This is a genomic window from Collinsella aerofaciens, from assembly GCF_015670795.1.
GTDB lineage: Bacteria > Actinomycetota > Coriobacteriia > Coriobacteriales > Coriobacteriaceae > Collinsella > Collinsella aerofaciens_Q.
In genome coordinates, this window is record NZ_JADPCJ010000034.1 from 1 (window position 1) to 23378 (window position 23378).

Sequence of the window (23378 nt, forward strand, 5' to 3'; positions counted from 1 at the left end):
GGCCCTTGCGGCGTAGTCGCTATTTATTCAGTCCAAGTTTCGGGGCGCAGTTCACAGGCACCTTTGTGGTGGTTTTTGCTTTTGCGATGCAGCTCGAGGAGGCTTCCGATGGTCTATATCCCGTTTTGGATTTGCATCTTTGCTGGCGTGGCAATTGATGCCGGAGAGCGACGGTTTCCCAATGGGCTTGCCGGCGCATGTGCCGTGGCGGCGTTGGCGGGTGTTTGGCTCGACCTCGGTTTGAACACAGCGCTTGACCACGCGGGTCTTGCCGTCATTGTGTATCTTGCTCTCGTGCTGACTGAGTCCCTCTGGCGTCGTTTTCGCCAAATCCCGGGCATCGGCATGGGGGATGCCAAGGCGCTCTTCGCGCTTTGCACGCTCGACCCTATAGGCGGCATCGTGGCATTTGCCGTCGCACTCCTGGCCCTGGCCCTCTCCTGCCTCTTCACAAAATCGCGCTCCCTGCCATTGCTCCCGTTTTTGGTGCCGATTTTTGCCATAATCGAGGTCGTGGGCTGCACTCTGTAACCGATTGCGCATCGTTCTTAAGGAGCATGCCATGGCAACTAATCAAGAAACGGCCGCCATCAAGGCGCGTATGGGCCGTATTCCTTCGGCGTTGTCGCCCGAGCTCGTCGAGCGCATTGCCGCCAATCGTGCTTCGGGCACTGTCAATCCGTATCGTTGCAACGACGACCAGGTCATTCGTCGTGTCGATCGCGATGCGGACAAAGGCACGCTTATGCGTCCGGCGTTTATGCGCGATACCGAAAAAATCCTCCATCTACCGGCGTACACCCGTTATGCAGGCAAAACGCAGGTTTTTAGCTTTCGAAGCAACGACGACTTGTCGCGTCGTGGTCTACACGTGCAGCTCGTCTCGCGCATTGCGCGCGATATCGGTCGCGCCCTCGGGCTCAACTGCGATCTGATTGAAGCGATCGGTCTGGGTCACGACTTGGGGCACACGCCTTTCGGCCATGCCGGCGAGCGATTCCTCAACGATATCTTTCATGAGCGTACGGGGCGTTATTTTTTCCATAACGTGCAGTCGGTCCGCGTGCTCGACGCGTTGTATGGCCGCAACGTGTCGCTCCAGACGCTCGACGGCGTGCTATGCCATAACGGCGAGTACGAGCAGCGTGTGTTTGAGCTTTCGGACATGGGCTCCTTTGACCAGTTCGATCAGACGGTTGAGGACTGTATCGCCACGGGCTATAGCGCGATTGAGCACCTGCGCCCCATGACGCTCGAGGGCTGCGTCGTTCGCATCTCGGATATTCTTGCCTACGTCGGTCGTGACCGTCAGGATGCGATCGCGGCGGGCCTGCTGTCACCTGACGCTTTTGATGATGGCCGGGGCGGTGCCTACAACAGTTGGATCCTTACGCACGCTTCCATCGATATCGTGGAGCATAGCTATGGTAAGCCGCGCATCGAGATGAGCGAGGACCTGTTTGAGGAGATCCGCCGGGCCAAGCGCGAGAACTACGAGAAGATCTATAGCAAGGGCGGTATCGAAGGCGATTCCGAGGCGGAGCTGCGCGAGGCATTCGAAAAACTCTACGACCGTTGCCTGCAGGATATAAACGAAGGCGACGAGTCTTCGTATATCTTTAAGCACCACATTTCGCGCATTGAGCAGCAGCTTTCCTACTACGATCGCACCTATGCCTGGCAGGACGACAAGGATCAAGCCGTGGTGGATTATATCGCGAGTATGACGGACGGTTATTTCTGCGAGCTGACGAGTAAGCTGTTCCCTGGTTTAAAGTTTCCGCACCGTACCTATATTAACGAACGGTAGTTCGTATCCTTTCGGTATACTGGTTAGTTGAAAACGTTTTTGATTGATGCACGGGATGGCTATGGACGACCTTTTTTCTGCTTCGACGCGCGAGCGTTCCTTTCAGAATGCGCCGCTTGCGGTGCGCATGCGCCCCAATTCGCTCGACGAGTATGTGGGCCAGCAAAAGGCCGTCGGTAAGGGCTCATGGTTGCGTGCTGCGATCGAGCACGATGTGCTTTCGAGCGTGATACTGTACGGGCCGGCCGGTACGGGCAAGACGACGCTGGCCCACATTATTGCCAACCATACCAAGAGCGAGTTTGTCGAGGTCAGCGCTGTGACGGGTACCGTGAAGGACCTGCGTCGCGTGATTGATGAGGCCAAGACGCGCCTGAATACGTACGACCGTCGCACCATTCTATTCATCGATGAGATTCACCGCTTCTCTAAGTCGCAGCAGGATGCCCTGCTGCATGCAGTTGAGAACCGTACCGTCATTATGATTGGCGCTACGACGGAGAATCCGTACTTCGAGGTAAACTCGGCGCTGCTCTCACGTGGTCGAGTCGTGGAGCTTGAGCATTTAAAGGACGAGGATATCGCCATGCTTATCGAGCGTGCGCTCGAGGCACCGCAGGGCTTGAACGGTAAGTTCTCGGCCGATGAGGATACGGTCAAGACCATCTGCGCGCTGGCAGCGGGTGACGCTCGCTCGGCGCTCACGACGCTCGAGCTTGCGAGCGAGATTGCCGTCACGCGTCCCGATACCGAGGGAACGCCAGCGCCCGCGGCGGGGGAGCGCTATCCCATCACCGTGGATGACGTGAAGATCGCCAACCCGCGTCGCGGCTTTACGTATGACAAAAACGGCGACATGCACTACGACATCATCAGTGCGTTTATTAAGTCTATGCGCGGTAGTGACCCCGATGCCACGATCTATTGGCTCGCGCGCATGATCGATGCTGGGGAGGATCCTAAGTTTATCGCTCGCCGTATTATGATTCACGCTTCTGAGGATGTTGGCAACGCCGACCCGCAGGCGCTTTTGGTGGCGCATGCCGCGTTTAAGTCTGCCGAGGTCATTGGCTATCCCGAGTGCCGCATTAACCTTGCTCAGGCTGCACTCTATGTGTGCTTGGCGCCTAAGTCAAACGCATGTGAGGCCTCGATTGACGCGGCGTTGGCCGATATTCATAGCAGCGGTTTACGTGAGGTGCCGAGTTATTTGCGCGATCGTCATCGCCCAGGTAGCGACGAATACGGTGTATACAAGTATCCGCATGATTATCCCGAAGGCTGGGTCGATCAGCGCTATTTGCCCGAGGGGCTGGAGCGTGGCGCGTTCTGGCAGCCTGCGGGCCGCGGCTGGGAAGAGTGGCGCGTAGAGCAAAGCGAGCGCGACCGCAGCGGGAATGCACCGAAGTAGCTGCTGATAATTTTGTCCCACGTTGCTGCTCTTGGCATGTTCGGTCCCCTTTGGGGTACCATAAAAAACGTCTGTATTTCGATTCTTCCGGGAGGCTTGTATGAGTCCCATTCAAATCGCCCTGCTGGTGCTTGCCATTGCCGGCGTGTGGGCTATTGTTGAGCTCGCGCTTACCCTGCGCAAGACCCGCAACGTTGTCGACTCGCTCGATAAGACCGTGAACGACCTCAACAACACCATCGCCGAGGCGCAGCCGGTGGTGGCAAAACTCGACGGCGCTGTCGACGAGCTTACGCCGGCACTTGCCCAGATGGAGCCGCTGCTTAAGTCGAGCAAGACGGCAGTTGATGCCCTTACCTCCAACCTCGTAGAAGTCGAGGCGGTCGTCCGCGATATTTCCGAGGTCACCGGCAGTATGGCCGAGGCCAGCAATGCCGTGTCGAGTGTGACCGACTCCGCTGCCGGTGCCGTGCAGAAACTCTTTAACAAGGTGAAGACTCCCGCGGCCGACGCCGAGCGCAAGCTTTCCGCTGCCGAAGAAGCCGAGCAGCCGACCGAGCGTGTCCTGATTGGCGAAGCCGGGGACGATGTCGCTGCTGGTGACAATGATGCACAGAAGCCTGCTGCTAAATCAGCCCAGTATTACACCTACACGCCCGCCGAGACCACCGAGGAGTCCTGCGATGAGTAGCGAAGCAACTTGCCCTATCACGCTGACCGTTGCCGGTGACCCGCGTCTCGCTCGCCTTGTGCGCATGACGGCAGCCAACGTTGGTGCCCTGTGCTCTATGTCTGTCGATCGTATCGAGGACATCCGCATGGCTGCCGAGGAGGCTTTCATCTTTGGTTGCACCGCGGTCGACTGCGATGACATCTCGATCAAATTCGATGTCGACGAATCTCACGTCGGCATGACCTTTACCTTTGGCGACCAGGCCACCGTCGACGAGGATGACCAGGCCGCTGTGTATGCCGAGCTTATTTTGGCGAGCGTGTGCGATTCCTACGAAAAGACTGCGGCGCCCCTGACGCTTTCCCTCGACCTCAAGGCGGATATCTAATATGACCGAACGTTCCCGGAGCGGTAAGACCGCTTGGGACAAGGAGAAAACTCGCGAGCTGTTTCGTCGTTACAAGGAGACCGGTGATCCGGACGCCCGCGAGCAGCTCGTCATGTCCCACATGAACCTGGTAAGGTTTCTTGCCAACAAATTTAAGAACCGCGGCGAGCCGCTCGATGACCTGATGCAGGTTGGCTATTTGGGCCTGCTCAAGGCTATCGACCGCTTTGACCCTGAGCGCGGACTCGAGTTCACCACGTTTGCCACGCCTACCATCTTGGGCGAGATCAAGCGTCACTTCCGCGACAAGGGCTGGAGCGTGCGCGTGCCCCGTCGCTTGCAGGAGCTCTCGGCCAAGGTCAACCAGGCTACCGATAAGCTCACCAACGAGCTACAGCGCTCGCCTAAGGTTGAAGAAATCGCTGAGTACTTGGACGTGACGGTCGATGAGGTGCTGGAGGCCATGGAATCGTCTTCGGCCTATACCTCGGTGCCCATCGAGGCTCCTGGTGCGTCCGATTCCGACGATGCCCCCTCGATTCTCGACCGTTACGCCGACGACGACAACGAGCTCGACTTTACCGATGATCGCCTAGTGATTGAGGAAGCCATCCGCGATTTCTCGCCGCGCGAGCGCGAGGTGATCGAGCTGCGCTTTGTGAAGGGCATGACCCAGATCGAGATCGCCAAGAAGCTGGGCATTTCTCAGGTGCAGGTTTCGCGCCTGCTGCGCCGCACGCTTAAGAAGATTCAGGACAAGATCGACCCCGACGGAGTGATGATTCGTTCATGAGTGAGCACCCCCAACAAACCGATCGCGTGCTGCGCGACACCCGCATTCTGACGCTGCGCATTTGGGCTGTTGTCGGCAGCATTGTCATCGCCGCTGTCATCTTTAACCTTATGGGCATCCTGGCACCGGTTATTGAGTTTCTTGCCGTCGGCTCCATCATTGCTTTTGTGATGTCCCCGATCACCAACTGGCTCGAGCACCATGGCGTGAATCGCGGCATCGGTTCGCTTATCGCGCTTATTGTTGTTGTTGCCGTGCTCGTCGGTGTCGTTTGCATCTTGTCGCCGATTCTCTTTGGTCAGATCATGGAAGTCCTGAGCCGCCTGCCCGAGCAGCTTCGTGTTGCGGGTGGCGATCTCAATGAGATGATCTCGCATGCCAAGACGCTCAACAACACGCCGCTCAAGGAGTATTTGGACGATAATCTTTCGTCCCTGGTTACCGTGGCATCGAAGTATGTGTCTCAGATTGCTGCCGAGCTTGGTCGCGGTGTGTTCCCGCTCATCACCAATACGGCCTCGCAGTTGTTCGTGATCTTCCTTGGTCTGGTGCTTGCCTACTGGATGGCCTGCGACTACCCTCGCATGCATCACGAGATTTGCACCATCATCGGTCAGGAGAAGGAGACCTCGTACCGCTTTATGGTCGCCATCCTTTCTCGCTCTGTCGGCGGCTACATGCGCGGTATGGTCGTGACGTCCATCTGCGGTGGTTTCCTCGCCTTTATCGGTTTTATGATCATCGGTCATCCGTATGCGGCGCTCATGGCTATCTTTACCGGCATCATGCATTTGGTTCCGGTCGTCGGTCCCTGGGTGAGCGCAGCAATCGCCACAGTGCTCGGTTTCATGTTCAGCCCCATGTTGGCGTTATGGACGCTCATCGTGACGATGGTCGCGCAAAACGTCACCGATAACGTGATTTCGCCTAAGGTCATGCAGAGCTCGGTGCAGGTGCATCCCATCATGAGCCTCACGGCGCTCGTTATTGGCTCGGCACTCATGGGCCCCATCGGCATGATTATTGCCATCCCACTGTGCACGGCCCTCAAGGGTATCTTCGTGTACTGCTTCGAGAATGAGACCGGCCGCCAGCTTGTGGCCTATGACGGCGCCGTGTTTAAGGGCACGCCGTACCGCGATGCCGATGGCAACCCGGTCGCCGCCTATGACGCGCTTGGCGACGACACCTTCATCTATGAGTCCGAGCTCATCGGCAACGAGACCGCGCCCGAGGCCAAGGCCATGCCCAAGCCCGAGCTCGATAATCCCTGGATTAAGCTCTCTGGTCTGCAGCCCGATGCCACGGGCTTCTTCAAGAATCCCTTCGCCAAGGACGATGACTCCAACTCGGACGACGATACCAAAACCGGCATCGACGGCTCCATGGACGATGACGACAACTAGCGGGGTAATTCGGGTTAACATTCATACGTGCTAACATGCTATTTCGCTGAAGGGCCGGCATTGTGCTGGCCCTCTTTTTTGCACTTGCGCGGCGGGATGGTAATATCGTTACGTTTGAACTGTTTCGATGTGAAACCGAGGAGATTCCCTCTATGAGTGCTGACTACCCGTCAATGACTACGGCCGAGATCCGCTCCAAGTTCCTCAACTTCTTTGAGGAGCGCGGTCTTAAGCTCTATCCTTCTTCGTCCCTCGTCCCCGACGATCCTTCACTGCTGCTTGCCAACGCCGGCATGAACCAGTTTAAGGAGTACTACCAGGGCAAGAAGACCATGAAGGAGATTGGCGCGATCTCCTGCCAGAAGTGCGTCCGCACCAACGACATCGACTGCATCGGCGAGGACGGCCGTCACCTGTCGTTCTTCGAGATGCTCGGCGATTTCTCTTTTGGCGGCGTCTCCAAGGAGCAGGCTTGCGCCTGGGCCTTTGAGCTCATCACCAAGGAGTTCAAGCTGCCGCTCGACCGCCTGTACTTTACCGTCTTTACTGAGGACGACGAGACCCACGACGTGTGGCGTTCTCTGGGCGTTGCCGAGGACCACATCTCCCGCTTGGGCGAGGACGACAACTTCTGGGCCGCTGGCCCCACCGGCCCCTGCGGTCCGTGCTCCGAGATCTACTTTGACATGGGCGAGGAGGTCGGTTGCGGCAGCCCCGACTGCAAGCCCGGCTGCGACTGCGACCGCTTCCTTGAGTTCTGGAACCTCGTGTTTACCCAGTACGACCGTCAGGAGGACGGCTCCATGCCGGAGCTGCCGCACCGCAACCTCGATACGGGCATGGGCCTGGAGCGCATGGCCGCTATCATGCAGCACAAGACTGCTAACTACGACGGCGATCTGATGCAGCATCTCATCAAGCTGGGCGAGGGGATCAGCGGCAAGACCTATGACGCCGATGATTACTCCGGCGCCAGCCGCTCGCTGCGCATCATCGCCGATCACTCCCGTGCCGTCGACTTTATGATTTCCGACGGCATCCTCCCCGGTAACGAGGGTCGCGAGTACGTCCTTCGCCGTCTGCTCCGCCGTGCCGTGTTCCACGGTCGCCTGCTGGGTATCGAGGGTGCCTTCCTGACCAAGTTCATCGACGAGGTCAACGCTCAGATGGGCGAGGCCTATCCTGAGCTGCTCAAGAACGTCGCGCTCGTCAAGGGTATCGTCGCCTCCGAGGAGGAGCGTTTCTCCACGACGCTCGACAACGGTCGCGTCTACCTGGATGAGGCCCTGGCAGCGCTTGCCGAGGGTGCTGTGCTTCCGGGCGATGTTGCCTTTAAGCTGCACGACACCTTTGGTTTCCCCATCGACCTGACCGTCGAGATCGCCGGCACCGCTGGCCACGATGTCGACATGGACGGCTTTACCGCCTGCATGGAGGACCAGAAGGCCCGCGCCCGCGCCAACGCCAAGGGCGACGCCTGGGGCAGCTTCAACGACGTTTGGGTCGAGCTTTCCGACAAGGTCGCCGCGACCGAGTTCGACGGCTATGACAACGATGTGATCGAGGGCGCCAAGGTTGTCGCCATCGTGCGCAACGGCGAGTCCGTCGAGTCCGCAGCCGCGGGCGAGGATGTCGAGGTCGTGCTCGACCGCACCCCGTTCTATGCCGAGATGGGTGGTCAGCAGGGCGATGCCGGCAAGCTTTCCGCCGAGGGCGTTGTTCTGACCGTTGCCGACACCAAGAACCACAACGGCCTGTATGCCCACGTCGCGCACGTTGCCGATGGCACGCTGACTGTCGGTGCCGCTGTGACCGCCGCTCTCGACGCCGAGCGCCGTGGCTTCCTGCGCCGCAACCACACCGCCACGCACCTGCTCGACGCTGCCCTTAAGCAGGTCCTGGGCGAGCACGTCTCCCAGGCCGGCTCGCTGGTGACGCCCGAGCACCTGCGCTTTGACTTTACACACTTCGAGGCCCTGTCCTCCGAGCAGCTCAAGGCTGTCGAGGACCTGGTCAACCAGCAGATCTTCGCTTCCAAGCCGGTCGTGACCCGTGTCATGGGCATCGACGAGGCTAAGGCTGCCGGCGCTGTCGCCCTGTTTGGCGAGAAGTATGGCGACGTCGTCCGCGTTGTCTCCGTGGGCGCTGAGGACCAGCCGTTCTCCCGCGAACTCTGCGGTGGCACACACGCTGCCAGCACCGCCGAGATCGGCCTGTTCAAGATCATTTCCGAGTCCTCCACGGGCTCCAATGTCCGCCGTATCGAGGCCGTGACCTCTAAGGGTGCCCTCGACTATATGGCCGACCGCCTGGCACTCGTTGACGCCGCTGCTACTGCGCTCAAGTGCCGCGTCGACGAGGTTCCCGCTCGCGTGGAGAACCTGCAGGCCGAGCTGCGCGAGACGTCCAATAAGCTCAAGAAGGCTCTGACCGGTGGCTCCTCCGACGCCATCTCCAGCGCCATCGAGGGCGCCGTCGAGCTGAATGGCTACAAGCTCGTTGTTGCTGAGCTTCAGGGTCTCGAGGCCGCTGACCTGCGCAACGTTTGGGATACCGTGCACCAGAAGGTCGCCGGCCCTGTCGCCTGCGTTGTTGCCAGCGTGACTGAGAAGGGCACTCCGGCCCTGCTCGCTGCCGGCTCCGATGACGCCGTCAAGGCCGGTTTCCACGCCGGTAACGTGATCAAGCAGATCGCGGGTCTGGTCGACGGTCGCGGTGGCGGTCGTCCCAACATGGCCCAGGCCGGTGGCAAGAACGCTGCCGGCATCGCCGATGCCCTCGCGGCCGCTAAGACCGCGCTCGGCGCCTAAGAATCTAAGAAGTCGCTGTGGTTGCGCTCGCGCTGGACATAGGGGAGACCAGGATTGGCATCGCCGTCTCGAGCCGTGATGGCAAGATGGCGATGCCTGTCAAGGTGCTTCCGGCTGCCGAGGTCACCGGTATGGCCAAGACGTTCCGCTACCTGGTGGAGGACTATGAGCCCGATATCCTGGTAAGCGGACGTCCCCTGACCATGGCCGGTGAGCCCGGCCCTCAGGCCGAGCGCGTTGCCGCTGTGGCGCAAAAGATTGCCGACGAGCTCGATCTTCCGTTGGAGTTTGAGGACGAGCGTCTGTCCTCGCAAGAGGCCAAGCGTATCCTGCGTGAGCAGGGACTCAACGAAAAGCAGATGAGGGGCAAGATCGACATGATTGCCGCCAGCCTGTTTTTGCAGACGTGGCTCGATCGTAAAAACGAGGAGGTTTCGCATGCCTAGTGCTTCCAATCCGCGCCAGCCGAATCGTACACAGCAGCCGGCGTCGCGCCCTGCCCAGCCTGGCCAGCGTCCGGCACAGCCGACGCAGCGCGCAGCTCAGCCTGCCGCGCGCCCGGCGCAGTCCTTCTCTCGTTCGGCCCAACCTGTTCAACGGACGGGTCAGCAGCCTTCTGCTCGTTCGGTTCAGCATTCGGCTTCTCACGCGGCTCAGCAGCCCACTGCTCGTACGGCCCAGCCTGCAGGCGGCACCCGCTTTAAGCAGCAGGCACCTACCCAGCGAACGCAGGCCCCCCAATCGCATTCGCATCACGCTCGCGGTTCGCATGGCGTTGCTCCGGCGACCCGCTCGAGCTACAACACGCATGCTCGTCGCGGTGCTCAAAAGAAGAGTTCTCCGGGTCCCATGATCATCGGCGTTGTGGTGTCGGTGCTCGCGCTTGCTGCGATCGCTTTCTTTGTCGTACCGGCCGTCAAGGGCTTCTTTGCCGGTGGGGATACCAAGGTCACGGCTGGTCAGCAGGTTACGGTGACCATTCCCGATGGTGCTTCGGGCGATACTATCGCCTCGATTCTCTCCGAGAACCATATCGTCGAAAATCCCAAGGATTATTATGCGGCGGTGAAAAAGCTCAACGCCGATATGTCGCTCAAGCCTGGTGATTATTCGTTCACCACACTCATGGATGCGACCAAGGTTGTTCAGCAGATCATGGAAGGCCCCAACGCGGGCTCCAGTGCGCTGACTATCCCTGAGGGCCTGACGGTCGATCAAGTCGCCGACCGTGTGGCCCAGGCCTACGACAGCATCTCTAAGGAAGACTTCCTCAACCAGGCCAAGACCTCCAACTACGTGGACGACTATAGCTTCCTTAAGGGCGCCGCCAACGATTCGCTCGAGGGTTTCTTGTTCCCCAAGACCTATTCGTTGGGTGATTCGCCGACGGCCGATGGCGTGATTCGCGCTATGCTCGATCAGTTTAAGACCGAGTACAAGTCGCTTGACTTTGCGAGCTGCGAAGCCAAGATCAAGGAACGCTACGGTGTGGAGATGTCCGACTACGACATCGTCAACTTGGCCTCTATCGTTGAGCGCGAGGGCCTCAACGCCGATCAACGTGCGCACGTGGCCTCGGTCTTCTACAACCGCCTTGCCGGCAAGCTCGACGGTCTGCGCTATCTCAACAGCGATGCGACCATGATGTATGTCACCGGTGGCGAGGTTACCGCCGACGACCTGCAGAGCGATAGCCCGTATAACACCTATAAGCATGAGGGCCTGCCGCCCACGCCCATCTGCTCTCCGTCGCTCGAGGCACTCAAGGCCACGCTTGAGCCGACCGACTCCGATGACCTGTATTTCTACATTACGCAGGACGAGGAGTACTTCTCGCAAACCTACGAAGAGCATCAACAGTCTTGGAATTAGCATGAGGATTTTTAGCCCCAAACGATACGTTGCCTCGGTCGATCGCATCGACCTTGATACCCTGTGGGCCGACGGCAAACGCGCCATTTTGCTCGATCGCGATAACACCCTGGTGCCGCGCGACACCGAGCAGGTTCCCGCCGCGGTTTCCGCTTGGCTCGATACCGCCCGCGCCAAAGGCTTTAAGCTGTGCATGGTGTCCAACAACTGGCATCGCGACCAGGTCATGGCATCAGCACGCGAGCTGGGACTCGAGGCCATCAGCCATGCCATGAAGCCGGCGCCGTTTGCCCTCAAGGCGGGTCTTAAGCGCCTCGGCGCCACGGCTGACGAGGCGGTGCTGATCGGTGATCAGCTCTACACGGACGTGTGGAGCGGCAACTTCGCCGGCGTCGATACCATCCTGGTAAAGCCGCAGGCGACGCAGGACCTGTGGTATACGCAGATCTTCCGTATCTTTGAGCGCCGGGCCCTGCGCGACCTTCCTTGCGAGGAATAGGTCTCGTCATGTCCCAGCACATCAAACACGGCTGCGACCATATCTTCTTTATCGGCTTTTTGGGCGCGGGCAAGTCGACGCTTGCGCGCAACGTGGGCACCATGTTCAAGCGGCGTTTTATCGATACCGACCGTCTGGTCGTGCGCCGTTGCGGCAAGTCGGTAACCGAGATTTTTGAGACCGAGGGCGAGGATCGTTTTCGCGAGCTCGAGACCTCGGCGCTCCGTTCGCTCCAAAGCGAGCGCAGCCTGTTGGTTTCGTGCGGGGGCGGTATCGTCGAAACGCCGGTGAATATTGAACTGATGCACGAAATGGGTACGTGCGTGTACCTCGAGGGCGACTTCGAGGATTCGATTCGACAGATTCGTCGGTCCGACACGCGCCCCGATTTCCGTTCGCCCGAGCATGCTGCGCGCCTGTTTGAGCATCGCCGTCCGCTGTATCGCCAGGCCGCCGACCTTACCCTTGATATTCGCAACAAGTCCTTCGAGGACGTTTCCTACCTTTGTGCCGAGATGCTTTTGGAGCGTGGGCTGCTATGATTCGCCGTCAACTGATCAATTTCCAAAACCGCAGCGTCGATGTCCGCGTCGGATTGGGCGCGTTCGATGAGCTGTCGCGCATGTTTGCCTCGGCCGTTGGCAAGCCTAAGCGCGCTATGGTGGTTTGGAACGACGCCACATCCGAGCGTTTTGGTGAGGTTGTCGAGCATGCGCTGGTCGACGCCGGTTTTGCCGTGTCGCTGCTCGTCCTTGAGCTTTCGCCTGCTGGTGCCACGCTGGCCGATGCCGATGCGATCTTTGGCGCCCTGTCTGCCAACGGCATTACCTGCGACGATCTGGTTGTCGCCGTTGGCGATGCCGCAACCTGCTCGGTTGTTAGCTGGTGCGCAAACCAGTGGTGCGGCCGAACCGAGTGCGCGCTGTTGCCGACGACGTTCGACGCCATGCTCACGGTCGCGACGACCATGAAGCCGCTCGTCGCCTCGTCGGCGAATGCGCTTCCCGCTATCGCCTTCCGTCCCGAACCGGGCTTGGTCGTGTGTGACCTCGACCTTGTTCGCGAGGCGGACCCCGAGGACCTTAAGCTCGGCTATGTGGTACTTGTTGGCACCATGCTTTCGAGCAGCAAGTCCCGCTGGAATCAGTTTACTGAGACCGTCCCCGAGATTCTCGCGGGCGAGGAGGTCGCGCTCGTTAATGCCGTTCAATGGTCTCAGACTGCCCGCAAGGACGTACTGATGGCCACGAACCCGAGCGCTCGCCATGCGCTCGATTTTGGCAAGACGGGGGAGCGTACCCTGCGCGCCTGCTTGGGCGATGCCGCTTCGCAGGTCCCTGCCTATCAGCTGTTATCCGAGGGCATGCGCTTTGAGGCGCGCCTAGCACATGATGCCTGCGACTTTGATATCGATTACGTCTTTGAGGTCGATGACTGCCTGGAGGACTTTGGTATCGAGGAACTTGCCTTCGATCTGGAGCCTGTCGCATATATCGAGGAGTTCCGTAGGCAGCAGTTCGCGCGCTCAAACCGCAGCATGCTGCCGCTGCCCGCGGCACTCGGCGCCATTCGCCTAACGAACGTTGAGGACGAGGTTCTTGAGCGCCATGCTCACGCCTACTTGGCTTCTCGTAAAGAACTTCTCTAAGATTTATTGACTTCCATCGTCTTTCGTATCATGTTGAGGGGCGGGTTTCCAATCGGTTGCGGATCGCATGCGATTCCGTCGTTCGGTTGAGACCCGTCCCGTCTATATAGAGACAACAAGAAAGGAATCTGCATGTCTGAGTTTGCTGCCGGTCCTGCCGGTCGTATCGAGCGCGTCCGTGCCCTGATGGTCGAGCGTGGCTACGACGCTATCGTGGTACGCGACGAGGCCAATCTTCGTTGGCTCACGGGCGTGAAGGGCGTCTTCGACTACACCTTCGAGTTCCCGCACGCGGCGTTTATTACGGCTGACCAGTGCCTGTTCCATACCGACTCGCGCTACCTCAACAGCTTTGAGGAGAACACGCCTGCCGGCAGCCCCTGGGTCTACGACATGGATGAGGGCACCATCCCCGGTTGGGTCGCCGGCAAGATCGCGGCCAACAAATGCCGCGTCTGCGCTGTCGAGGACGATATGCAGATTAATTTCTACCAGGGTATTCAGCGCGGCCTGGAGGACCGCTCCGTCGCCTGTATGCTGCCGCTGATGCACGACGACATCCGCAAGATGCGCGCCATCAAGGACGCCGAGGAGATTGAACTCATGCGCCATGCGCAGTCGATCACCGATGCCGCCTTCCAGCACATGCTCGGCTTTATTAAGCCCGGTATGACCGAGAAGCAGGTACGCAACGAGCTCGAGAACTTTATGTTCGCCAACGGTGCTGACAGCCTTGCCTTCGGCTCCATCGTGGCGAGCGGCCCCAACACCGCCAACCCGCATGCCGTCCCGAGCGACCGCGTGATCGAGAAGGGCGACTTTGTCCTCATGGATTACGGCGCGGGCTACTGCGATTATCGCTCCGACATGACACGCACTGTCGTGATGGGCGGGCCCACGCAGGAGCAGCTTGACCTGTACGCGCTCGTGCGCCGTACGCACGAGGAGTGCGTCGCCGCCATCCATCCGGGCGTCGAGGGCAACGACATTTTCAAGCTTTCCAAGAAGATCATCGGCGATGCCGGCTATGGCGATTACTACAACCATGGTCTGGGCCACGGCGTCGGTATCGACATCCACGAGCTGCCCAACTTCAACCGCAGCAAGAACACCATCGAGATCGGCTCGGTTGTCACCATGGAGCCTGGCGTCTACCTGCCCGGCGTGGGCGGCGTGCGCCTGGAGGACTACGGCGTGGTCACCGAGAACGGCTACGAGCCCTTCACCAAGACCCCGCATGACCTCCACGTCATCGATTGCTAGTCCATTTCGATAGATTTTTGGGGCGGGGCGTCCGGATAGATTCGGGCGCCCCGCGTTCTCTTTTTATGCGCTCGCTGCAGGCGCCGTCTGCAAGTGTATAATTTCGGTCGTATGTAATTTGGACGCTTGTGCGTTCTGCCCATAACAAGAAAGGTCGCTATGCCTACCATTTCTACCGCCGACTTCAAGAACGGCCTCGGTCTCCGCATCAAGGACAAGGTCTACACCATCGTCGAGTTCCAGCATGTCAAGCCGGGCAAGGGCGGCGCGTTTGTGCGCTACAAGACCCGCGACATCAAGAGCGGCCGCGTCGTCGAGAACACCTGCAACGCCGGCACCAAGTTCGAGAGCGTCATGCTCACCACCCGTGAGTTCCAGTACCTCTACAACGATGGCACCGACTACATCTTCATGGACAACGAGTCCTATGAGCAGGTTCCCGTTCCCGAGGACATGGTGGGCGAGAACTCCAAGTGGCTGCGCGAGAACGACGTCTGCCAGCTGCTCTTCGCCGACGATGAGCTCATGGGCGTGACCCCGCCGATGTTCATCGAGACCACCATCGTCCAGACCGACCCGGGCTTTAAGGGCGACACCGTCCAGGGTTCCACCAAGCCGGCCACGATCGATACCGGCGCTGTCATCCAGGTTCCCATGTACCTCAACGAGGGCGAGGTCATCAAGGTTGACACCCGCGACGGCAAGTTCGTCTCCCGCGTCTAGCAACCAAATCTTCTAGGAGGACTCATGCCCCAGGAAATCAAGATTGACGGCATCGGCATTTCGCCCGATGTTCTGACCGCCATCGTCTCGCGCGCCGTGTCCGATGTCGAGGGCATCGCCTCCGTTGGCGTCAAGGACCTTGCCACCAACCTTGTCTCCATGATGCTCTCGTCCAAGGCCCCGGCTTCCGAGCCGGCGGTCGAGGCCGAGGTCGTCGGCGACAAGCTCGCACTCACCGTGCGTGTCGTGGTGTTCTTTGGCTATCCGTTCAAGAAACTCGCCGAGGCTGTTCGCGCCGCCGTGGTCGCCGCCATCGATGCCCAGGTGGGCGTTGAGGTCGAGCGTGTTGACGTTTGCATCGACGGCCTCGTTTTCCCCAAGGAGTAACCTTTGAGCCTTAAGGTTTATCGCGGGCGTACGCTTGCCCGCAGTCAGGCGCTGCAGCTGCTGTTCCAGGCCGAGGCCACGGACAGCCCGCTCGAGCGCGTCCTCGAGGGTGATTTCCTGATCTCGAAGGGTCCCCTCGACCCCTATGCGTTGGAGCTGTGCCGCGGTGCCTACGAGCATATCGACCGCATCGACTGCGCTCTGCGATCCGTTGCCAAGAACTGGGATCTTATGCGCATGCCCGGCGCCGACCGCAATCTGCTGCGTATCGCTGTTTACGAGATGCGTTTCCTCACCGACGAGGAGGTCTCGGACGCCATCGTGATCAACGAGGCTGTCGAGCTTGCCAAGGCCTATGGCACCGACCAGTCCGCATCGTTCGTCAACGGCGTGCTGGGCAAGATCGCTCGCAGCGAGGAGCTGCCGGGCGAGGGCCTGTACCAGGAGCTGCTGGCCGAAGATCGCGCTCGCGAGGAGGCGCAGGCTGCCGAGGCTGCCGCCAAGGTTGCGGTTGCCCAGGCCGAGGCTGGCGTGCTGGCCGAGGATGCGGACGCCGCCGAGGCTGACATCGACTCCGTCGAGGAGTAGCCATGCCAGAGGGTTCTGTCCGTAACTTTGATGAGATTTCGGACCGTCTGGATCAGATCATCGCTACCGTTCGCTCCAAGGATACCTCCTTGGAGCGTTCGCTCGATTTGTTTGACGAAGCGATTGAGCTGGGCTCCCGCGCGGTCGATATGGTCGACAAGTTTGAGTTGACGCCGCGTGAGGCCGACAAGCTCGAGCAGGAATACGATGAGGATGCGGCAAACGAATCCCAGGATAGCTAGGCCGCATCTCCGGATACGAATGGTTGATGGCATTCATGAAACGCGTGCGTCTTGATGACGAACTGATTTCACAGGGCATCTGCGCCGATCGCGCGGATGCCCTTCGCACTCTTATGGCCGGCTTGGTCTCGAGTGGCGGTGAGCGCTTGACTTCGCCGGGCCTTAAGGTGATCCCGGGGCTGCCGCTGCATGTGAAGGGGCGCATTCCCTATGTTGGCCGCGGCGGTCTTAAGCTCGAAGGCGCGCTTGATGCGTTTGGCATCAATCCGACGGGCCTTGCCTGTCTGGATGTGGGCTGCTCTACCGGCGGCTTTACCGATTGTCTGCTCAAGCGCGGAGCTGCGACCGTTGTCTCGGTGGACGTGGGTCGCGCCCAGTTCGATTGGTCGTTGCGCCAGGACGATCGCGTGACGCTGCATGAGCGCACAAACGTGACGCAGCTGCCTGAGCTTGGCTATGCCGGCACTATCGACCTGGCTGTGTGTGATGTCTCGTTTACCAGCATCGCGAACATTATCGATGCGGTACTGGCGTGCCTGGCGCCTACGGGTGCATTCTGCACGCTCGTAAAGCCGCAGTTTGAGGCTCCGGCGGCGCTGGTGGGCGAGGGCGGCATTGTGACCGATCCCGCCGTGCGCCGCGATACACTCGTGGCGGCGGTTGAACTCTTTGCTGCCAAGGGCCTGTTCCCGGTCGATGTGTGCGTGTCGCCCATTCATGGTGCCAAGGGCAACGTTGAGTTTTTCCTGTACGGCACGAGATTTGACCCCGGCGATCGCTCGCAAGACGAGCTGCAATCCCAGGTATCGGTTATGAGCGAGAAAGCTGCAACGCTATGAAGGTCTTTCTGGTTCCCAATTACTACAAGCAAGAGGCGGTCGAGAGCGGCCTGATGCTCGAGCTTTGGCTGACGCGCCAGGGCTATGAGGTCGCATGGGCTGCCGACCAGCGATCGAAGATTCAAAGCACGCCTGATATTGACGGCTCCGATCTGGTCATTACGCTCGGCGGCGACGGCACGTTGCTGCGCGCTGCCCGCATCCTCAACCATCGTGAGATTCCTATCCTCGGTCTTTCCTATGGTCACCTGGGTTTTTTAACTGCTGCGAGTCCCGAGGAGCGCGACATTCTGCAGGTCGTGAGCGACGCCCTGTCCGGCGAGCTGCATGTGAGCCGTCGCGCTACCATCGCCGCGGATATCGTGTCCGTGCGCGAAGATGGTACGAAGGATGTTGTGCGCACCTTCGCCCTCAACGACATGGCGCTTACGCGCGGCCCCCTGTCCGATATGGTCGAGTTTGACATCACGGTGTCCGGTCACCATATCGACCGCCTACGCGGTGACGGTGTCGTCGTTTCGACGGCGACTGGTTCTACGGGTTACGCGCTCAGCGCCGGTGGCCCCATCGTGAGCCCTGACTATACGGGCATGGTCTGCGTACCCATTGCGCCGCACACCATTCAAGCTCGCGCTTTCTTGACTTCGCCGAGCGATGTCGTCGAAATCTTTATGTCTGATGACCGTCCGAGCGTTCCGGCGATCGCTATCGATGGACAGTTTATTACCTGCGACGGCACGGTCGAGAGCGTGGCCGTGCGCCGAGGCCCCGGCGATGTGCTGCTGCTCGACTACGGCCCCGAGAGTTTTTACAACTCGGTGAGCCGCGTATTCTACGGAGTCCGCCATGATCGATGAGCTGCAGGTTTCTAACATTGCACTCATTCGCGAGGCGACGCTGGTGCCGAGTGCCGGCCTGACTGTCCTGACCGGCGAGACCGGCGCCGGCAAGACCGCGCTGCTCTCGGCCCTCAAGCTTATTTTGGGTGAGCGCGCGGATTCGTCGACGGTGCGCGAGGGCGAGGCGCTGGCGAGCGTCGAGGCGCGCCTGTTTGACGGCCCGCACGACACGGAAGGCTTCACGGTCCAGCGCAGCCTTTCCGCCGAGGGCCGCAGCCGCGTCAAGATTGACGGCCGCATCGCCAGCGTGCGCGAGCTTTCGGAGCGCGTCGGCGTGATGATGGATCTGTGCGGCCAGCACGAGCACCAGCGCTTACTCGATCCGGCGCATCACGTTGCGATGGTCGATGCGTGGGCGGGACGCTCTGCGCTCGAGGCGCTGGATGCGTACCGCGCCTGCTTTAAGGCTTCGCGGGCTGCCGCTAAGGAGGTTCGACGTGTCGAAGAGGCCTCGCGTGCGCAGGGGAGCCTCGTCGAGGAGGCGCGCTTTGCGCTCGAGCGCATCGGCGAGGCCGACCCCAAGCCGGGCGAGTATGAGGAACTCGAGGAACTGCTGCCGCGCTCCGAACATGCCGAGGTACTGGTTGCCACGGCTAACGATGCCCATGCATCGCTTGCCGCCGAAGGGGGAGCGCTCGATGCCGTGAATGGCGCCGTGGCCGAGCTTTCACGCATGGCGACCGTCGATCGCAAGCTGGGTGACATCGCCGATGCACTTTCGGATGCCTGTATCTCCCTTGAGGATTGCGCGAACGAGCTTCGTGCCTATCGCGATGGCATCGCCTTCGACCCGCGCGAGCTCGCTCGCATGCGTGAGCGGTATTCCGACCTCAAGGGTCTGTTGCGTCAGTGGGGTCCCACTATGGACGATGTTTTTGCCATGCGCGATCGCTCGCAAGAGCTGCTGTCCCTGGTCGATGATGGCGATGAACAGATCAAAAAGGCGCGTGAAGCGCTTGGCGCGGCGGAGCGCGAACTGTTTGCTGCCGCCAAGGCGCTTAAGCGCGCTCGCAATACGGCGGCCCCGCGCTTCTGTCACGAGGTGGGCCGCCAGATGGCTCGCCTGGAGATGGGTAGTGCCGAGCTCGTCTGGGAGTCGCGTGATCTTCCCCGTGCTGAGTGGACGCCCGTTGGTCCTTCGAGCTACGAGCTGCTATACCGCAGCGGTGCCGGTTTGACGCCGCGCCCCTTGCGTCGAATTGCGTCGGGCGGTGAGCTCAGCCGCGTCATGCTGGCGAGCAAGGTTGTCCTCGGTAACGCGGACGGTGTCGATACACTGGTGTTTGACGAGGTCGATGCTGGTGTCGGTGGCTCCACGGCGCGTGCACTTGCGGGCGTGCTGGCAGATCTCGCCGCTACGCATCAGGTGATTGTCGTAACCCATTTGGCGCAGGTCGCCGTCATGGCTGACAAGCATTATGTCGTCAGCAAGGAACCGGGCGATGTTCCCCAAACGCATTTGGATGAGGTAATCGGCGAAGCGCGTACCGCCGAGATCGCCCGCATGTTGAGCGGCGATCAGTCTGAGGCAAGCTTGGCCCACGCAAAGCAGATGCTCGAAGAAGCTCGAGGTTAGGTCGTATCAGTGGTGTTGGTGGGACAAAATAGACTGAAATTTTTGTCCCACTACGCGTTTTACTCAACGACCTTATCCGGCTGGATGAGCTCCTCGTAGTAGCTGATATGCTCGCGCGCGTCTTTAATCTCGGGCAGCAGGAAGTTGTAGATGACTTCGATGATCATCGTGGCGCTGATCTTGGAGAACGCAAAGTCGCCCGTCGTCAGCAGCGCTTCGTGGTTGACGGTATTAAACGTGTAGTCTGCCAGGCGCGCGAGCGGGGATTTGCTGTCGCTGCTGATGACGACTACGGTTGCGCCGCAGTCGCGAGCCGCTTTTGCCATGCGATTCAGTCGGCGCGATTTGCCGGAGTTTGAGATGAGCACGATGACGTCACCCGGGCGCAACGTGAGCGCAAAGCCGATTGATGTCTCGCTAATGGTGCTCGCCATGCAGCGCAGGCCCAGCTGCGAAAACTTAAACGTCGCATCGAGCGCGACCGCGTTCGTATTGCCCACAGCCGCAAACTCAATAACCCCTGCATGCTTAAAGGCATGCACAACAGCCGCCAGCGTATCGTGGTCGATTCCGTCGATGGTCGCATTAAGCTCGCTCACCTTGGCAGCCAGGATGTTCTTGAGGCTCTGCTCCATATTGTCGAGCGAGACCTCGTCGGTCAGGCCCTCGTTGCGCTGGCTTTCCAAATCCCTCGCCAACGAAAACTGAAAGCTGCGGAAGCTGCCAAACCCAAGCTTGCGGCAGAAGCGCGAAACGGTCGCCTCGGACGTGGCAGCGGCGCGTGAGAGCTGAGCCGCCGTGAGGCGTGGAGCCTCGGACTGGTGCTCCAATATATAGTCGACAATGCGCTGCTCGGATTCGCTGTATCCCTGATGGGTGCTAATGAGGGAAAGTGCGCTCTTGCTACTATCGGTCATGGATGGCTCCTGGTTGGCATGAAAATCTAATTTGATTCGCAATGCCATAGTATACGGGCATTTTCAATTACAAGATACACCTTGCCGTTTCAAGTGTTGATGGTAAACTTTCACTTACCGTTTACGGTTATGAAAGAACCTTTCACCGGAGAATTGCACCTTGTCTCTTCTCACGCGGACGGTAGGTTGGTATCTTTCAGTTGTGGAAAAACGCGCATCGAAGCGCGTGTAGGGGAGCGCCCGCGGGCGCTGTACTCAAGAAGGAGGGACACATGGCTAAGTTTGACATCATCGCCGCGACCGGTTGCCCGACCGGCATTGCGCACACCTTCATGGCGAAGGAGGCGCTGGAGAAGGCAGCTGCCGAGCGTGGTCTGACCATTAAGGTCGAGACTCATGGCCAGGTCGGTGTCGAGAACGAGCTCACCAAGAGTGAGATCGCTGGTGCCAAGGCCGTCGTCGTCGCAGCCGACAAGGATGTCCAGGCTGAGCGTTTCGCCGGCAAGCCCATGGTTTCCGTTGGTGTTTCCAAAGCCCTGTCCGTTGAGGCCGCCGGTAAGCTGATTGACCGCGCGCTCGCCGCCAAGGGCGACGACTCGGTTGCGGCTGCTGCCGATGTCGAGGACGAGGTCGAGGAGAAGGAGTCCATCGGTCACGTCATCTACAAGCACCTCATGAATGGCGTCAGCCACATGCTGGTCTTCGTCGTCGCCGGTGGTGTTCTGACCGCCGTCTCGTTCCTGTGGGGCATCACGTCCTTCGATTCGACGGCTGCCGACTACAACACCTTTGCCGCGATGCTCAAGATTATCGGCGGCATCGCCATGAACCTCATGGTTCCGGTGCTTTCCGCTTACATCGCCGAGTCCATCGGCAAGCGCCCGGCACTCGTCCCCGGTTTTGTTGCCGGCATGATCGCCATCCAGGGCCTGCCCGTTAACGCCGATACCGGCATGATCGACGCCGGTGGCGCCGGCGTGGGCTTCGGCTTCCTGGGCGGCATCGTCGGCGGCTTCCTTGCTGGCTATGTCATCCTGCTGCTCGAGAAGGTCTTTGCCGGTCTGCCCAAGAACCTGGACGGCCTCAAGGCTATCTTCCTGTACCCGCTGTTCTCGACCGCCATTGTCGGTCTGGTCATGCTCGGCATCTCCGGCCCCATGGCTGCTATCAACACCGCCATGATGGACTTCCTCAAGGGCCTGTCCGCCTCTGGCGCCGTTGTCCTGGGTCTTGCCATCGGCTGCATGTGCGCCTTTGACATGGGTGGCCCGGTCAACAAGGCTGCTTACGTCACCGGTACCGCTATGCTCACCGAGGCTCTGGCCGCCGGTGTCGGCACCGACACCTACAACTTCGGCACCAACTTCATGGCTGCCGTCTCCGCCGCCTGCATCGTTCCGCCGCTGATCACCACTTTCGCCGTCGTTGTCGGCAAGAAGTACTTCAGCCAGGAGGATCACGACGCCGGTGTCGTCAACCTCATCCTTGGTTGCACCCACATCACCGAGGGCGCCATTCCGTTCATGACCAAGAACATCTGGCCCGTCATGCCCATCATGATGCTCGGTTCCTCCATCGCTTCGATCCTGACCATTATGTTCAACGTTCACGATCCGGCGCCCCACGGTGGCTTCCTGGTCCTGCCCGTTGTCGAGAACGGTCCGCTGTGGGTCCTCGCTATCCTCATCGGCGCTGTGGTCGGTGGCATCCTGTTCGTGGCCTTCAAGAAGTATGACTTCGAGAAGAACCAGAAGGCCGCTCCTGCAGCCAAGCCGGCTGAGGCCCCTAAGGCCGCTGCCGTCGAGGCCCCCAAGGCCGAGGCTTCCGACTTCGTGAAGGTCGAGAACGTCTTTGTCGCCGAGGACTTCGCTTCTCGTGACGAGGCCTTGAGCTTTGTCTCCAACCAGGCCGTCAAGGCCGGTATCGCCGGCGACGCCGACGCCGTGATGAACGCCTTCCTGGCCCGCGAGGCCGAGGGCACCACGGGCATGATGGAGGGCTTCGCCATCCCGCATGCCAAGTCCGACGCCATTACCGAGGCTGCCGTCATCGTCGTCAAGGACGAGTCCGGCGTGACCGGTTGGGATACCATGGACGGCGCTCCCGTCAACGTGGCCATCGCCCTGCTCATCCCGGGCGCTCAGGCTGGCACCACGCACCTCAAGATCCTGTCCAAGGTCGCCGAGGCGCTCATGGACGAGGACTTCCGTGCCACCGTCAAGGGTTCCACCAACGCCGCCGAGATCGCCAAGACGATCAACGCCCGCCTGGTCTAATCCAGCAGTTAGCGAATAATATCGCCCCTTGTAACAAAGGCGGAGACCCTCACCAGGGCCTCCGCCTTTTTTCATCCCGCCCATAAGTTGCGGTGAAATAGGGACTGTTTAAACGATTCAACCCCAAAATCAGTCCCTATTTCACCGCAACTTACAAAAGGGTATAGATAGACCCCATCAACTAGTTCAACCAGGCGAACAAAAAATCACCCAGAATTCCGTTCGCACGATATTGCTCTGGACCGACCGAGTTTCCGCAGCTTGTTCGCCGGGCGGGGCGATTAAGTTTGTCGCGAGTTCCGCACGCAAAGGAAAGCACTTAATGTGCTTTCCGTCTTGCGCAGGACTGTAGAGCAGC

At 60.0% G+C, this 23378-nt stretch carries 23 protein-coding genes; 22 read left to right on the forward strand and 1 reads right to left on the reverse strand.

Features of this window, described 5'->3' with window-relative positions:
- The first annotated feature begins 108 nt into the window (after window positions 1-108).
- The 21 genes from I4W09_RS09220 to I4W09_RS09320 all read left to right on the forward strand — a co-directional run bounded on the left by I4W09_RS09220 (window position 109) and on the right by I4W09_RS09320 (window position 19827).
- Window positions 109-531, forward strand: coding sequence for a prepilin peptidase (locus I4W09_RS09220; RefSeq protein WP_196033841.1), 423 nt, complete (start codon window positions 109-111; stop codon window positions 529-531).
- Window positions 532-562: 31 nt separating this feature from the next.
- Window positions 563-1810 (forward strand): deoxyguanosinetriphosphate triphosphohydrolase family protein, encoded by a 1248-nt coding sequence (locus I4W09_RS09225; protein ID WP_196033843.1) that lies wholly within the window; start codon window positions 563-565, stop codon window positions 1808-1810.
- Between the two features lie 61 nt (window positions 1811-1871).
- Window positions 1872-3221 (forward strand): replication-associated recombination protein A, encoded by a 1350-nt coding sequence (locus tag I4W09_RS09230; RefSeq protein ID WP_196033846.1) that lies wholly within the window; start codon window positions 1872-1874, stop codon window positions 3219-3221.
- Between the two features lie 100 nt (window positions 3222-3321).
- Window positions 3322-3912 (forward strand): hypothetical protein, encoded by a 591-nt coding sequence (locus I4W09_RS09235; RefSeq protein ID WP_196033849.1) that lies wholly within the window; start codon window positions 3322-3324, stop codon window positions 3910-3912.
- A complete protein-coding gene (locus I4W09_RS09240; protein WP_196033851.1) occupies window positions 3905-4282 on the forward strand; it encodes an ATP-binding protein in 378 nt (125 codons plus the stop codon). Before I4W09_RS09235 ends, I4W09_RS09240 begins: the two co-directional genes overlap by 8 nt.
- Before the next feature lies 1 nt (window position 4283).
- Window positions 4284-5075: an RNA polymerase sigma factor SigF gene (locus tag I4W09_RS09245; RefSeq protein WP_022094589.1), complete on the forward strand. Its 792-nt coding sequence runs from the start codon at window positions 4284-4286 to the stop codon at window positions 5073-5075.
- On the forward strand, window positions 5072-6481 hold the full coding sequence (locus I4W09_RS09250) for an AI-2E family transporter (protein ID WP_196033853.1): 1410 nt from the start codon (window positions 5072-5074) through the stop codon (window positions 6479-6481). The genes I4W09_RS09245 and I4W09_RS09250 overlap by 4 nt, the downstream gene beginning before the upstream one ends.
- Before the next feature lie 152 nt (window positions 6482-6633).
- Window positions 6634-9291, forward strand: coding sequence for an alanine--tRNA ligase (gene alaS / locus I4W09_RS09255; protein ID WP_196033855.1), 2658 nt, complete (start codon window positions 6634-6636; stop codon window positions 9289-9291).
- Window positions 9292-9308: 17 nt separating this feature from the next.
- Window positions 9309-9737 carry a Holliday junction resolvase RuvX gene (gene ruvX / locus I4W09_RS09260; RefSeq protein WP_035138185.1) on the forward strand — a complete coding sequence of 143 codons (429 nt, stop codon included), beginning with the start codon at window positions 9309-9311 and terminating at the stop codon, window positions 9735-9737.
- Window positions 9730-11163 carry an endolytic transglycosylase MltG gene (mltG, locus tag I4W09_RS09265; RefSeq protein WP_230318759.1) on the forward strand — a complete coding sequence of 478 codons (1434 nt, stop codon included), beginning with the start codon at window positions 9730-9732 and terminating at the stop codon, window positions 11161-11163. Before ruvX ends, mltG begins: the two co-directional genes overlap by 8 nt.
- A 1-nt stretch (window position 11164) precedes the next feature.
- The gene (locus tag I4W09_RS09270) at window positions 11165-11662 is read left to right on the forward strand and encodes a YqeG family HAD IIIA-type phosphatase (RefSeq protein ID WP_117639353.1); all 498 of its coding nucleotides are present in this window, start codon (window positions 11165-11167) and stop codon (window positions 11660-11662) included.
- An 8-nt stretch (window positions 11663-11670) separates the two neighbouring features.
- Window positions 11671-12204, forward strand: coding sequence for a shikimate kinase (locus I4W09_RS09275; protein ID WP_035138190.1), 534 nt, complete (start codon window positions 11671-11673; stop codon window positions 12202-12204).
- A complete protein-coding gene (locus I4W09_RS09280) occupies window positions 12201-13310 on the forward strand; it encodes a hypothetical protein (RefSeq protein WP_196033857.1) in 1110 nt (369 codons plus the stop codon). The genes I4W09_RS09275 and I4W09_RS09280 overlap by 4 nt, the downstream gene beginning before the upstream one ends.
- Window positions 13311-13442: 132 nt before the next feature.
- Window positions 13443-14573, forward strand: a complete 1131-nt coding sequence (locus I4W09_RS09285) for a M24 family metallopeptidase (protein ID WP_196033859.1) — start codon at window positions 13443-13445, stop codon at window positions 14571-14573.
- Window positions 14574-14732: 159 nt separating this feature from the next.
- Entirely contained in the window at window positions 14733-15296 is a 564-nt protein-coding gene (gene efp, locus I4W09_RS09290) for an elongation factor P (protein WP_117799248.1), read from the forward strand.
- A 24-nt stretch (window positions 15297-15320) separates the two neighbouring features.
- Window positions 15321-15683: an Asp23/Gls24 family envelope stress response protein gene (locus I4W09_RS09295; protein WP_006233982.1), complete on the forward strand. Its 363-nt coding sequence runs from the start codon at window positions 15321-15323 to the stop codon at window positions 15681-15683.
- Between the two features lie 3 nt (window positions 15684-15686).
- On the forward strand, window positions 15687-16271 hold the full coding sequence (nusB, locus tag I4W09_RS09300; protein ID WP_138341162.1) for a transcription antitermination factor NusB: 585 nt from the start codon (window positions 15687-15689) through the stop codon (window positions 16269-16271).
- A gap of 2 nt (window positions 16272-16273) precedes the next feature.
- On the forward strand, window positions 16274-16513 hold the full coding sequence (locus tag I4W09_RS09305; RefSeq protein ID WP_006233978.1) for an exodeoxyribonuclease VII small subunit: 240 nt from the start codon (window positions 16274-16276) through the stop codon (window positions 16511-16513).
- 35 nt (window positions 16514-16548) lie between these two features.
- Entirely contained in the window at window positions 16549-17352 is an 804-nt protein-coding gene (locus tag I4W09_RS09310; RefSeq protein WP_148331517.1) for a TlyA family RNA methyltransferase, read from the forward strand.
- Window positions 17349-18209 (forward strand): NAD(+)/NADH kinase, encoded by an 861-nt coding sequence (locus tag I4W09_RS09315; RefSeq protein ID WP_035138200.1) that lies wholly within the window; start codon window positions 17349-17351, stop codon window positions 18207-18209. Before I4W09_RS09310 ends, I4W09_RS09315 begins: the two co-directional genes overlap by 4 nt.
- Window positions 18199-19827 carry a DNA repair protein RecN gene (locus I4W09_RS09320; protein ID WP_196033861.1) on the forward strand — a complete coding sequence of 543 codons (1629 nt, stop codon included), beginning with the start codon at window positions 18199-18201 and terminating at the stop codon, window positions 19825-19827. Before I4W09_RS09315 ends, I4W09_RS09320 begins: the two co-directional genes overlap by 11 nt.
- Window positions 19828-19886: 59 nt before the next feature.
- Here the strand turns inward: I4W09_RS09320 and I4W09_RS09325 are convergent, their stop codons facing one another.
- Window positions 19887-20744 (reverse strand): MurR/RpiR family transcriptional regulator, encoded by an 858-nt coding sequence (locus I4W09_RS09325; protein WP_230318760.1) that lies wholly within the window; start codon window positions 20742-20744, stop codon window positions 19887-19889.
- A gap of 272 nt (window positions 20745-21016) precedes the next feature.
- Between I4W09_RS09325 and I4W09_RS09330 the strand changes: the two genes are divergently transcribed.
- Entirely contained in the window at window positions 21017-23020 is a 2004-nt protein-coding gene (locus I4W09_RS09330) for a fructose-specific PTS transporter subunit EIIC (RefSeq protein WP_196033865.1), read from the forward strand.
- The last annotated feature ends 358 nt before the right edge of the window (window positions 23021-23378 follow it).

Excerpts from the sequence above, each read along its gene's own strand:
- I4W09_RS09285 (WP_196033859.1), top strand. The coding sequence starts at position 13,443 with ATGTCTGAGTTTGCTGCCGGTCCTGCCGGTCGTATCGAGCGCGTCCGT.
- I4W09_RS09250 (WP_196033853.1), top strand. The coding sequence starts at position 5,072 with ATGAGTGAGCACCCCCAACAAACCGATCGCGTGCTGCGCGACACCCGC.
- I4W09_RS09245 (WP_022094589.1), top strand. The coding sequence starts at position 4,284 with ATGACCGAACGTTCCCGGAGCGGTAAGACCGCTTGGGACAAGGAGAAA.
- I4W09_RS09295 (WP_006233982.1), top strand. The coding sequence starts at position 15,321 with ATGCCCCAGGAAATCAAGATTGACGGCATCGGCATTTCGCCCGATGTT.
- I4W09_RS09275 (WP_035138190.1), top strand. The coding sequence starts at position 11,671 with ATGTCCCAGCACATCAAACACGGCTGCGACCATATCTTCTTTATCGGC.
- I4W09_RS09235 (WP_196033849.1), top strand. The coding sequence starts at position 3,322 with ATGAGTCCCATTCAAATCGCCCTGCTGGTGCTTGCCATTGCCGGCGTG.
- I4W09_RS09230 (WP_196033846.1), top strand. The coding sequence starts at position 1,872 with ATGGACGACCTTTTTTCTGCTTCGACGCGCGAGCGTTCCTTTCAGAAT.
- I4W09_RS09330 (WP_196033865.1), top strand. The coding sequence starts at position 21,017 with ATGGCTAAGTTTGACATCATCGCCGCGACCGGTTGCCCGACCGGCATT.
- I4W09_RS09220 (WP_196033841.1), top strand. The coding sequence starts at position 109 with ATGGTCTATATCCCGTTTTGGATTTGCATCTTTGCTGGCGTGGCAATT.
- I4W09_RS09310 (WP_148331517.1), top strand. The coding sequence starts at position 16,549 with ATGAAACGCGTGCGTCTTGATGACGAACTGATTTCACAGGGCATCTGC.
- I4W09_RS09280 (WP_196033857.1), top strand. The coding sequence starts at position 12,201 with ATGATTCGCCGTCAACTGATCAATTTCCAAAACCGCAGCGTCGATGTC.
- I4W09_RS09325 (WP_230318760.1), bottom strand. The coding sequence starts at position 20,744 with ATGACCGATAGTAGCAAGAGCGCACTTTCCCTCATTAGCACCCATCAG.
- I4W09_RS09320 (WP_196033861.1), top strand. The coding sequence starts at position 18,199 with ATGATCGATGAGCTGCAGGTTTCTAACATTGCACTCATTCGCGAGGCG.
- I4W09_RS09225 (WP_196033843.1), top strand. The coding sequence starts at position 563 with ATGGCAACTAATCAAGAAACGGCCGCCATCAAGGCGCGTATGGGCCGT.
- mltG (WP_230318759.1), top strand. The coding sequence starts at position 9,730 with ATGCCTAGTGCTTCCAATCCGCGCCAGCCGAATCGTACACAGCAGCCG.
- I4W09_RS09270 (WP_117639353.1), top strand. The coding sequence starts at position 11,165 with ATGAGGATTTTTAGCCCCAAACGATACGTTGCCTCGGTCGATCGCATC.
- I4W09_RS09240 (WP_196033851.1), top strand. The coding sequence starts at position 3,905 with ATGAGTAGCGAAGCAACTTGCCCTATCACGCTGACCGTTGCCGGTGAC.
- I4W09_RS09315 (WP_035138200.1), top strand. The coding sequence starts at position 17,349 with ATGAAGGTCTTTCTGGTTCCCAATTACTACAAGCAAGAGGCGGTCGAG.
- efp (WP_117799248.1), top strand. The coding sequence starts at position 14,733 with ATGCCTACCATTTCTACCGCCGACTTCAAGAACGGCCTCGGTCTCCGC.
- I4W09_RS09305 (WP_006233978.1), top strand. The coding sequence starts at position 16,274 with ATGCCAGAGGGTTCTGTCCGTAACTTTGATGAGATTTCGGACCGTCTG.
- alaS (WP_196033855.1), top strand. The coding sequence starts at position 6,634 with ATGAGTGCTGACTACCCGTCAATGACTACGGCCGAGATCCGCTCCAAG.